The organism is Lachnospira intestinalis (assembly GCF_040095895.1).
Lineage (GTDB): Bacteria > Bacillota > Clostridia > Lachnospirales > Lachnospiraceae > Lachnospira > Lachnospira intestinalis.
The window spans coordinates 176,994-188,563 of the sequence record NZ_JBBMFS010000004.1; the positions used below are offsets into that span (position 1 = coordinate 176,994).

The 11,570-nt window shown below is 38.3% G+C and carries 9 protein-coding genes and 1 pseudogene; all 10 read left to right on the forward strand.

The features are described from left to right. Positions 1-3: 3 nt before the first annotated feature. The 10 genes and pseudogenes from trxA (at position 4) to WMO37_RS06495 (ending at position 11,516) form a co-directional block, all read left to right on the forward strand. Positions 4-321 (forward strand): thioredoxin, encoded by a 318-nt coding sequence (gene trxA / locus WMO37_RS06455; RefSeq protein WP_022432483.1) that lies wholly within the window; start codon positions 4-6, stop codon positions 319-321. A gap of 471 nt (positions 322-792) precedes the next feature. After that, positions 793-2,529: a carbon starvation CstA family protein gene (locus tag WMO37_RS06460; RefSeq protein WP_022432484.1), complete on the forward strand. Its 1,737-nt coding sequence runs from the start codon at positions 793-795 to the stop codon at positions 2,527-2,529. Positions 2,530-2,757: 228 nt separating this feature from the next. After that, entirely contained in the window at positions 2,758-4,836 is a 2,079-nt protein-coding gene (locus WMO37_RS06465) for a DUF8509 domain-containing protein (RefSeq protein WP_349154606.1), read from the forward strand. Between the two features lie 17 nt (positions 4,837-4,853). Continuing rightward, positions 4,854-6,155 (forward strand): response regulator, encoded by a 1,302-nt coding sequence (locus WMO37_RS06470; protein WP_227090266.1) that lies wholly within the window; start codon positions 4,854-4,856, stop codon positions 6,153-6,155. A gap of 235 nt (positions 6,156-6,390) precedes the next feature. Beyond that, the gene (pflB, locus tag WMO37_RS06475; RefSeq protein ID WP_022432487.1) at positions 6,391-8,646 is read left to right on the forward strand and encodes a formate C-acetyltransferase; all 2,256 of its coding nucleotides are present in this window, start codon (positions 6,391-6,393) and stop codon (positions 8,644-8,646) included. A gap of 389 nt (positions 8,647-9,035) precedes the next feature. Next, positions 9,036-9,368, forward strand: coding sequence for a hypothetical protein (locus WMO37_RS06480; protein ID WP_349154607.1), 333 nt, complete (start codon positions 9,036-9,038; stop codon positions 9,366-9,368). A 59-nt stretch (positions 9,369-9,427) separates the two neighbouring features. Next, positions 9,428-9,547, forward strand: a pseudogene (locus tag WMO37_RS14890) (DUF5688 family protein); the annotation flags it as partial. 346 nt (positions 9,548-9,893) lie between these two features. Further along, on the forward strand, positions 9,894-10,289 hold the full coding sequence (locus WMO37_RS06485) for a hypothetical protein (protein ID WP_022432600.1): 396 nt from the start codon (positions 9,894-9,896) through the stop codon (positions 10,287-10,289). A gap of 2 nt (positions 10,290-10,291) precedes the next feature. Beyond that, positions 10,292-11,245: an alpha/beta hydrolase gene (locus WMO37_RS06490; RefSeq protein WP_349154608.1), complete on the forward strand. Its 954-nt coding sequence runs from the start codon at positions 10,292-10,294 to the stop codon at positions 11,243-11,245. Then, entirely contained in the window at positions 11,229-11,516 is a 288-nt protein-coding gene (locus WMO37_RS06495) for a pseudouridine synthase (RefSeq protein WP_349154609.1), read from the forward strand. Before WMO37_RS06490 ends, WMO37_RS06495 begins: the two co-directional genes overlap by 17 nt. Positions 11,517-11,570: the final 54 nt, after the last annotated feature.

Sequence of the window (11,570 nt, forward strand, 5' to 3'; positions counted from 1 at the left end):
CTTATGGCAATTGTACATGTAACAAGTGAAAATTACGAAAAGGAAGTATTACAGTCTGATAAGCCGGTATTAATTGATTTCTGGGCATCATGGTGTGGACCGTGCCAGATGTTAGGACCGGTCATTGAAGAAGTTTCAGAAGAAGTGACGGATGTAAAGTTTGTAAAAGTAAGTACCGAAGAAGCACCGGAACTGGCAGAAAAATTTTCTATTATGTACATTCCGACACTGGTACTCATGGAAAATGGAACGGTTGTAAATAAATCCACAGGCTTTTTACAGAAGGAACAGATTTTAGAACTTCTGAATACAAAAAATTAAAAAAATTAAAAAAAAATTAAAATTTTTGTTGACAAATGAAGTTTGAAAGATTATCTTATTACTTAATTCAACAGTCAAATGCAGAGAACAGGAAATGACTTTTTCAAATCACCGCTCACAGAGAGCCGTAAGATGATGAGAAGCGGCAGCAAGGAATGAAAAAGCCCTCACCTGCGAGCAGTTCTGGTGAAAGGCAGTGTAATTGTATACAGCCTAGTAATTGGAATCGGTACCCATCGTTAACAGGGCATGCCATAGAGTCGGTATCCTATTGATTCTGACAGCAGTGGCAGTAGAGAGGTCGGGATATCCGGCAAGCAAAGTGGTAACGCGGAAGTAATGTTAAATCAGCCTTCGTCTTTGCACCAAATCATTTAGATTTGTGTGGAGACGAAGGCTTTTTTGATACTATGGACAATGCGTACAGAGTGTTTGACTGATGAAATATATCATAATAGGAGAGTGACATCTATGAACACTTTAGTAATTGTTTTAATTGCAGCTGTTATTTTATTCGGCGCATATGTTGTCTATGGCCGTTGGTTAGCCAACAAATGGGGAATTGACCCTAAGGCAGAAACACCGGCAGTAAAGTACAATGATGGTAAAGATTTTGTCCCGACAAACGGATGGACAGTATTTAGTCATCAGTTTTCATCTATTGCAGGTGCAGGGCCTGTAACCGGTGCAATTCAGGCAGCGGCATTTGGCTGGTTACCTGTACTCCTCTGGATTCTCATTGGTGGTGTATTCTTCGGTGCTGTTACAGACTTCGGTGCCTTATATGCTTCCGTTAAGAACGAAGGAAAGTCCATGGGTATGATTATTGAAAAGTACATCGGTAAATTCGGACGTAAGATTTTCTTACTGTTCTGCTGGTTATTTACATTAATTGTTATTGCAGCATTTGCCGATATGGTAGCCGGAACATTCAATGCGTATACAGTTGTTGACGGACAGTCACAGTTATCTGCAGCTGCTTCAACAAACGGTTCTGCCGGTATGGTATCTATCATGTTTATGGTATTTGCCGTTGTATTTGGTCTGATTCAGAAGAAATGGAATCTTTCAGGCTGGAAAGAAGCAGTTGTTGGTATCGTATTTATCATTGCTTCATTTGTAATTGGTAACTACTTCCCAATTGAATTAGGCAAGAACGCATGGAGCTATATCACATTTGTATATATCTTTTTTGCAGCAGTTCTTCCAATGTGGCTGATGAAGCAGCCTCGTGACTACATGACAACATTTATGTTCATTGCCATGATTGTCGGTGCAGCACTTGGTCTGGTTGTAGCTCATCCGTCTATGAACCTTCCGGTTTATACAGGATTTAACAATGCAAAGCTTGGAACAATGTTCCCAATCCTTTTCGTAACGGTTGCCTGCGGTGCTGTTTCAGGCTTCCACAGCCTTGTATCTTCCGGTACATCTTCTAAGACTGTAGCAAATGAAAAGGATATGCTTAAAGTTGGTTACGGCGCTATGATACTTGAAAGCTTACTTGCTGTTATCGCTCTTTGTGTTGCAGGCGCAGCCGCAGCAGCAGACGGAACAGCCGCTACTGGTACACCGTTCCAGATTTTCAGCCGTGGTGTTGCAGGTTTCTTTGAAATGTTTGGTGTTCCGGTACATTTTGCAACCGTATTTATGACAATGTGTGTATCTGCACTTGCTCTTACATCACTTGATGCCGTTGCACGTATCGGACGTATGAGTTTTCAGGAACTTTTCAGCGTAGATGATATGGAACATGCAGAAGGATGGAGAAAGTTACTCTGCAATACATATTTCTCAACAGTAATAACGCTTCTTTGTGGTTTCGTACTCACAAAGATTGGTTATGCAAACATCTGGCCGTTATTTGGTTCAGCAAACCAGTTATTAAGTGCACTTGTAATTCTTACACTTTGTGTATTCTTAAAGGTAACAGGACGCAGCAACAAGATGCTGTTCCCGCCACTTATCATTATGCTTTGTGTAACATTTACAGCACTGGTACAGCGTACAATCGCTATGGTTAAGGCAATCCAGACAGCAGCATCTGTTACAATTCCGGCAGGTACTGCTACATGGGGAAGCGTATTTATTGCCAACGGGCTTCAGCTTATTATTGCAATTCTGCTGATTGTACTTGGTCTTATCATTGTTGTAAATTCAGCTAAGAGTTATGCAAAGAGTGAGAAAAACTCAGAAAAGGCAGCTTAATTCGTATAGCAGCTGTATAATAAAATAAGAAGCTTTACATAAAAACTCCCGGATTTTTTCTATATCATATATAGAGAGGATTCGGGAGCTTTTTGCATAGGAACGGCAATCCCAGCGATAAAAATATTGAAATTCTGTCGTGTTCATAGTAATATATAAATAGTGTGAAAAAACCTTAAATTTAAAATAAGAAGACACAATATCGTAAAAGACAGGGGAATAAATAATATGGAACAGGTTGTTTTTGGTGGAAGAATGAATATCCCAAAGGGGACAACATTTTTTAAGACAGGCGAAAACGTTGAACATGTATATCTGTTAGTGAATGGACAGGTACGTGCAAAAAGCGAATATATGAAGATGAATCTTGATAACGGAGCACTGTTAGGAATTCTTGATATTTATTCAGAAGAATATCTTTTTGATTATGAGGCCGTTACGGATTTGATTGTATTGTGCTTTGACATTGCACATGCAGACGGTATTCAGAAGCTTTTAAAACTGGGTAAAAACTATCAGGAAATTGCTGTGAATTCTTTATTTGCGCAGTTTCATGAAGTGTACCGGTTATATGAAAAAAGCTTTTTGTCTTATGCATCAGAAATGGATGATTTTAATGTCATTAATAAAGAAGAAGATTCTGCAAAGGTGGATATGGAAATCTGCACCTATATGAATCAGATATACGCATTGGATAAAAAAGTTTTTCATGAACTTTTTACAGCCGGGGAAATGATAGCATATGAACATCTGATTACCGGTTCAAAGCTGGTAGCGGATATCAACAGTACCGCGTTAAAACTGGTGGATGTTTTAGGAAAGGCAGCACTTGGTATTCAGGACGATGAAGCCCAAAATAAAGCAGCAGACGACCTTTCGGATGGTGAAGATACGGCAGAAGAAGGCATGGATGAAAGTGCTTATGACTATGCACTGGTTGAGAGTGAACTGGCAAATTCCATGAAGCAGATTCTGGATTATTCCCAGATAGATGAAAAGGAAGCTTCCAGATTTACCCTCATGGTTTCACAGTATATGAATCTGCCGGACAGAAATACTTCGGACAACGATGTCAGAAAATTAAGAAAAGATATTGCAGAGCAGTTCTATCAGATTTATGAAAATGTTTTCTTACATTCATTAAAGGATACTTCTCTTAGCAGGGCAGTCGAATTATTCCTGAATTTTGGCTTTATGGATGAGAAGGAATTTGATAAAAAGGGATTGGCGGAACTGTATTATTTCAAGCCGGACTTATCGGGTACGGAATTTTCTATTTATACCGTATATGGCTGGCTGAAAGCAATATACGAGGGAAAAAGAGAACCGTCCAAAGATGAATTTGACCAGGATTATAAAGAAAACGTAAGAAAAGAAAAGGCAATGCACCATCTGTCGGCAGCAGAAGAAACAAAGATGCTGTCTGACCAGACAGCCAAAGTGCAGTTTGAAATCCGTAATATGTTTAAGGTTATCAATCGTCTGACAACGAATGAAATTACAATTTTCAGCCCGATTCTGACACAGAGGAAGTTCAGTAAGAGCATTCAGAAGTCGTTTCTGTCAGCAAAGAAGCTTTCCGAGGCGATGCGTGCGATTATGAAGGTGGATTATTCACTGTTCCACAGAGAGCAGATGTATTATGACCCGGAAAATAAAATCGATAATATTGTAGTCATGAAACAGGTTCTTCCGGACTTTATCCTGATGCCGAATGTCGGCAGCAGAGGTGTCATGTGGCAGGATATTTCGGAAAAGAAAAGAGATACACCGGCAAGATTTGTGCTTTCTGCATTTTTCAACGGCAATCTTGAAAACAGTCTGATTAACATGGCAGCAGTTTACCGCTGGGAAATCTGCCGTACTGTACAGGGCAATTACTGGAATGATGTCCGGGAACATTCTCTTACATCCGAGTACTGCGATTATGTACAGTTTTACCGAAAGAATAAAGATCTGACGGAAGAAGCCAAAGAAAAAATCAGGGCACAGTTTAAAAGCTGTCGTAACAGTTACCGTGAAATGTTTGCAAAGGATTATGACGTATGGGTTAAATACGAATCCCAGAACTCTATCCGATTAAATAAGGTTGTGAGAGGAATTCTTTATATGTACTGTCCGTTTGCGGCAGAATATCGGAAAAAGCTTGAATCGCAGCCAATCTTTAATGCGGCATCAGCACGGTTTAACAGAGAAAATACAAAGAAAGTACGTGAGTTAAAGACATTTAATTCCAACGTATTAAAAAGAGGCGGACAGGTTACTGAAGTGTTACAGAAGAATCTGGATTTTTATGAATTAGGATAAGAAGAAGGAGAAGACAAATGTTTAGTCAGTTATTTGGTGAATATCTGGTAAGTGAAGAAGTACTTACACCGGAGCAGTTAAGAGAAGTATTGGATGAACAGGCAACAGCAAAGGTCCGTCTGGGAACGATTGCGATTGCAAACGGATATATGACACAGAACGAAACGGAAGAAGTCAATCATTTACAGACACAGTATGACAGACGTTTCGGTGATATTGCGGTAGAAAGAGGCTATTTATCAGAACGGGAAGTGGATGAACTTCTGGAGCAGCAGGGTTGCGCATTTATGAAGTTTTTGCAGATTATGTTTGAGAAAAAATATATTACTGCCAGCGAACTGGATGAATATCTTGACAGCTTTCAGACATCCAAGGGCTTTTCAAAGTCCGAAATGGAAGCGTTAAAGGAAGATGATATTGACGGGATTGTACCGTTGTTTGCATTTTCTGCAAAACCGTATGTAACTGATATTGTGGCATTGATTTTGAGAAATCTGACAAGATTTGTTACACAGGATTACTATATCGGTTCAATTAAACGTGTGACAGAAATCCGGTATCAGAGTATTATCGGACAAAAAACATACGGTTCTCATGTTATTTATACAGCATTTGTGGCAGGGGAAAATGAAGATGGACTGCTTGCGCTTGCATCCGATTTTTCAAAGGAAGAACTGATACAGGCAGACAGCTATACATATGACACATTAAGCGAACTGGTTAATATGTGCCTTGGTCTGTTTGTAACGGCAATCAGCAAGGGTGAGTTATTTGTAGATATCGAACCGCCGTTTGTCTATGAAAACCAGACACTGACCGGGGACGGATATATTGTTCCGCTTTATGTCCATGGTAAAGAGACAGAAATTTTTATTGCTGTAGACAGTGATGTTCAAATCGGTGTAAAGCCGACATCTATTGATATTCAAAAATGTGCCGACAGTGAGGTAGCAGACGGTGTTAAAAAGGTCATGATTGTAGATGATTCTGCTTTTATCCGTAAGACATTAAGAAATATTCTTGAAGAAGCAGGCTATGGTATTGTCTGTGAGGCTGTAAACGGAGAAGAAGCCGTTCAGTTATATAAAGAGTATAAACCGGATATTGTTACAATGGATATTACGATGCCGGTTATGGACGGTGTTACGGCATTGGAAAAGATTAAAGCATACGATAATACAGCAGATGTCATTATGGTGACGTCAGCCGGACAGCAGAAGAAAGTGATTCAAGCATTAAAGCTGGGGGCATATGAATTCTGCATGAAGCCGCTGGATAAGGATGAATTGTTAAAAGTATTTAAAGAACTGAATGCATAAAATACATAAAAACGGGAATAATACAGGTATTGCAAAAGTATATTTTGTAGTGCCTGTATTTTAAAATTGTACTAAATTAAGAACTATGCAAAAGAGTATTGATTTTCTGATACATGAATGATATTATAATGCACGTAAGGATTGTTACAATATTGTCAAAGTTGCGATGAGCAATTTTTTTATTTAGCAATCAGTGTATACAATGTGCAGAGATTATGCAAGGAGGAATTCAAAAATGTTACAGAAGGAACAGTGGAATGGTTTCGAAGGTAGACTTTGGAAAGAAGAAATCAATGTAAGAGATTTCGTTCAGAACAACTACAAGCCATATGATGGTGATGAAAGTTTCCTTGAAGGTCCTACAGAAGCAACAAACAAGCTTTGGGGAAGACTTCAGGAATTACAGAAAGAAGAAAGAGCAAAGGGCGGCGTACTTGACATGGAAACAGAAGTTGTTGCCGGTCTTACAGCATATGGTCCTGGATATATAGATGAATCAATGAAAGACCTTGAAAAAGTTGTAGGTCTTCAGACAGATAAGCCATTAAAGAGAGCATTCATGCCTTACGGCGGTATCAAGATGGCAGAAGAATCTTGCAAGAACTACGGTTATGAACCAAATCCGGAATTACACAAGATTTTCACAGAATATCATAAGACTCACAATCAGGGTGTTTTCGATGCTTACACACCAGAGATGAGAAAGGCTCGTCACAGCCACATCATCACAGGTCTTCCGGATACTTATGGCCGTGGACGTATCGTAGGTGACTACAGAAGAGTTGCTCTTTACGGTATTGACTACCTTATGGAAGAAAAGAAGAAAGATCATGCAAACTGCGGATGCGGAACAATGACAGACGATGTTATCCGTTTAAGAGAAGAAATCTCTGATCAGTACAAGGCTTTAGCAGGCATGAAGAAGATGGCTGAAAGCTATGGTTATGATATTTCACAGCCAGCTAAGGATGCTAAGGAAGCTGTTCAGTGGTTATACTTTGGTTACCTTGCTGCTATCAAGACTCAGAACGGTGCTGCTATGTCAGTAGGTCGTGTATCTACATTCCTTGATATTTATATCGAAAGAGATCTTGAAGCTGGAAAGATTACAGAAAAAGAAGCTCAGGAATTAATCGATCATTTCGTTATGAAGTGTAGAATGGTTAAGTTCGCAAGAATTACATCATACAACGAATTATTCTCAGGTGACCCTACATGGGCTACTCTTGAAGTAGGTGGTACAGGTATTGACGGACGTTCAATGGTTACAAAGAACGACTACAGATTCCTTCACACACTTGAAAACATGGGACCTTCACCGGAACCAAACTTAACAGTACTTTACTCATCAAGACTTCCTGAAAACTTCAAGAAGTATGCTGCTAAGATTTCTGTTGATACATCTTCAATCCAGTATGAGAACGATGATGTTATGAAGGTTACATGGGGTGATGATTATTCAATCTGCTGCTGTGTATCTGCTACACAGACAGGTAAGGAAATGCAGTTCTTCGGAGCTAGAGCTAACCTTGCTAAGTGTTTACTTTACGCTATCAATGGTGGTGTGGATGAAAAAGATGGTAAGCAGGTTGGACCAGCTTTCAAGCCTATTACATCAGAATATCTTGATTATGATGAAGTTATTGAAAAGTTCGATGTTATGATGGATTGGTTAGCAGACCTTTATGTTAATACACTTAACCTTATCCAGTATATGCATGATAAGTACTACTATGAAGCAGCAGAGATGGCTCTTATTGATACAGATGTTAAGAGAACATTTGCTACAGGTATTGCTGGTTTCTCTCATGTAGTAGATTCACTTTCAGCTATTAAGTATGCTAAGGTTAAGACAGTACGTGATGAAGAAAAGGGTATTGTTGTTGATTACCAGATTGAAGGCGACTTCCCTAAGTATGGTAACGATGATGATAAGGCAGATGATATAGCTGTATGGCTTCTTAGAACATTCCTTGAGAAGATTAAGAAGAGACATACTTACAGAAATTCAGAGCCTACAACATCTATCCTTACAATTACTTCTAACGTAGTTTATGGTAAGTATACAGGTACAATGCCTGACGGACGTAAGGCTGGTACACCATTATCACCAGGAGCTAACCCAAGCTATGGTGCTGAACAGAATGGTCTTTTAGCTTCACTTAACTCACTTACAAAGCTTCCATATGAGTGGGCATTAGATGGTATTTCTAATACACAGACAATGAATCCGGATGCTTTAGGTCATAATGAAGAAGAAAGAGTTGCTAACCTTGTAAACGTTATGGATGGATACTTCGATCAGGGTGCTCATCACCTTAACGTAAATGTATTCGGTAAGGATAAGTTACTGGATGCTATGGAACACCCAGAAAAGCCAGAATATGCGAACTTCACAATCCGTGTATCTGGTTACGCTGTTAAGTTCATCGACCTTACAAAGGAACAGCAGATGGATGTAATTTCTAGAACATTCCACGACAGAATGTAATCAGAGTGCTTGAAAACGCCGTAAATACAGTGTTTATGCGACTTTGAGATAATATCAAGTTATCGTAACTTATCATAATTTGGTGTAAAATCTTAATTAATTGGTGTAGTAAATGGTGTACTAAATGGTGTAGTAATTCTAAATAGGATTTAAGTACAAAGATAAAATAAATTTCAGAGAAGAGAGATGTACAGTAATGTATATCTCTCTTTTTTGATATTCAAAAATCGTAAAAAATAGGGAACACTTCTGATTAATATAACCAGGAATGTTCCCTAAAATTATATAAAGCATAAAAAGTTAAATTTGAGCCATATACACATTTTAAAGCCGTATATAGAAGGCTAATTTGAAATGGTGATTTCATGGTATTAATTAAAGGAGGACAAATGAAACAGAAGATTATAAAACCAGGAGTTGTAAGAAGAATTGCTGAGAAGATTGCAGATGAAGGAATAAACATACCAAAGGAAACAGTTGATATATGTTTGACAGCCTTCTTAGACACTGTAGCAGATATTTTGTCTGAAGGTGATTCGGTTGTATTGAAAGGATATATGAACATATATCCAAAATTACTCACATTATCAATTCCATTTACTCTTATAAAGGAAGAATTTTATGAAGCACATAAATCATTCTTACAAGCCTTTATGTGCTATCTAATAAAGACAGAACATTCGGGGTATCTGTATTGCTTTACGATAACACAGACATTTTAAAGGATTGTTTAAATAAGGCGAAGGATTAAACTGGTAATAATTGTAAAGGGCTATATGTTTTACCAAGCAGCATACACGAACTTATATTAGTTCCTGATAATGGTGATATGAATAAAAATTATATGATGCAGATGGTGCGTGAAGTTAATTCAACAGAAGTCAGACCAGATGAAATATAATGGTAAGAAATAATTGACGTTTAGCACTATGTGAGTTAGCATAGTGGTAGACAACTACTTCTTTGTATCACGCAAATCTAATTTTCCGAAATTCTTCATAAAAAAGGAAATATAATTTTTCAAAAAGAAGTAAGGTGAAAAGAAGAAAATGAATTTATTTAATGCAAAACTGGGGAAAAGAAAGTGAAAAAATAAATTCCATTTTGGGGGCTAAAAAATGGAAAAATAGTTTCCCCTGATACAAAAGCCTGTTTAGAACATATATCCATAAGAACCTTAAATATATCGTCCTGTTTTGGATATTGTAAAACTATGAGTGATTTATATGACAGAAAGAAGGTTAAATATGATAATTGAAAAGGAATATTTTGATTCAGAAGAAGTCAGGAAAGCGAATGCCATGAATGATAAGACGATGGCACCACCAAGAAGAATACGTCTTACGACAACGGACAGTAACAAATATTATGCCAAAGCTGTATTTGTAGCCGATAAAGAAAATATAATTACCGGTGAGCTTCTTTACAGACCAGATTTTCAGGAGTCAGAAGAGGGAGTGGCATTCAGTGAGGTTGTTGTTAAGCAGACAGCAGATGTGGAAGAATATTTCAAGAATCTTATAAGGTTTGAAGGCTATAAAGTGATTCCGGAAGAATATGATGAGAGTGATATGCTTATGCATTATGATGAGCTGAGCATACAGGCTAATAAGCTTTTGTTTCTTGAGAGACGGGAGAAGTAGATATGACAGATACGCAGAATGAGGTGTTTAAGACACCAGTAAACAAGATAAGGCTGTTTGAGCATGGGGCTCCGGGTTCGCAGAACCTTAAGCTTACAAGAAAATATTACACTGAAGATATGCCTGATGGAAGAGTAAAGCATATAGTGCAGAACATTACAGATCCGGATATTGTTCCTTATATACCTGATGGTATTGGTAACGGTACAGACAGACAAAGGATTCCGGCAGTATTGATTATTCCAGGAGGTGCGTTCAGACGCCTTGTATACAACTTTGAAGGTGAAGATGTTGCAAAGTGGCTTAATAGTATGGGAATAGCTGCATTTGTTCTTGAATGCAGACTTCCATCAGATGAACATGATAATGCAGAGGATGTCCCACTTATAGATACTATGCGTGCAATGAGAGTTATAAGAGGAAGGGCGCAGGAATTCGGTATAGATGAAGCTAAGATAGGCGTTATGGGCTTTTCAGCAGGAGGCTTTATGGCAGCGTTATTATCAACAGCGTATGAAAGTGATGTGTATGCGGATTATAAGTATAAGGATGAATATGATAAACTATCAGCAAGACCAGATTTTGCTGTTTGTTCATATCCGGTTATAAGTATTGACGATTGTATTGAAGCAGGCAAAAGATATATGTCTGAGGAACAGGTGCTTGAGAGAATCAGTGACAGTAAGGCAAAGATACTGCATAAGTATAATCCGGATAAGCTTGTAAGACCGGATATGCCGCCAGTATTTATATGTGAAACGGATGATGACAGAACAACATTGTCTGAGAACAGTGTGGGCTTTTATATGGCAGCAAGAAAAGCCGGGGTAAGTGCTGAACTTCATATATTCAGAACAGGTGGCCATGGTTATGGCTGTGGTGATGATTTTGCACAGACTGGTGAGTGGAAAGTACTTTTTACAAAGTGGATTAAGAGTATTGGAATTATTAGTTAAGATGGATATGGTATACGAGGATAAAGATAAGATTATATTAAACAAGCCGGCGGGACAACTGTGGCAGAGCGGAAAGTCGTTTGAGATGGATCTTGTAAGTGAAGTTCTTACATATAGAAAAAGCAAGGGTGAAGAAGCTTACGCAGCTATAATAAACAGACTTGACCGTCCTGTATCAGGGCTTGTGTTTATGGCTAAGAATAAAAAGGAATCAGCAAGATTGTCTTTACTTATGCAAAAAGAAACACTATGTAAACTGAGCCAAAACTGAACCAGCGAATGTTTTGGAAGCTTGGATGTGCTTAAAATGGATATTATTTTGAGA

Excerpts from the sequence above, each read along its gene's own strand:
- trxA (WP_022432483.1), top strand. The coding sequence starts at position 4 with ATGGCAATTGTACATGTAACAAGTGAAAATTACGAAAAGGAAGTATTA.
- WMO37_RS06460 (WP_022432484.1), top strand. The coding sequence starts at position 793 with ATGAACACTTTAGTAATTGTTTTAATTGCAGCTGTTATTTTATTCGGC.
- WMO37_RS06465 (WP_349154606.1), top strand. The coding sequence starts at position 2,758 with ATGGAACAGGTTGTTTTTGGTGGAAGAATGAATATCCCAAAGGGGACA.
- WMO37_RS06470 (WP_227090266.1), top strand. The coding sequence starts at position 4,854 with ATGTTTAGTCAGTTATTTGGTGAATATCTGGTAAGTGAAGAAGTACTT.
- pflB (WP_022432487.1), top strand. The coding sequence starts at position 6,391 with ATGTTACAGAAGGAACAGTGGAATGGTTTCGAAGGTAGACTTTGGAAA.
- WMO37_RS06480 (WP_349154607.1), top strand. The coding sequence starts at position 9,036 with ATGAAACAGAAGATTATAAAACCAGGAGTTGTAAGAAGAATTGCTGAG.
- WMO37_RS06485 (WP_022432600.1), top strand. The coding sequence starts at position 9,894 with ATGATAATTGAAAAGGAATATTTTGATTCAGAAGAAGTCAGGAAAGCG.
- WMO37_RS06490 (WP_349154608.1), top strand. The coding sequence starts at position 10,292 with ATGACAGATACGCAGAATGAGGTGTTTAAGACACCAGTAAACAAGATA.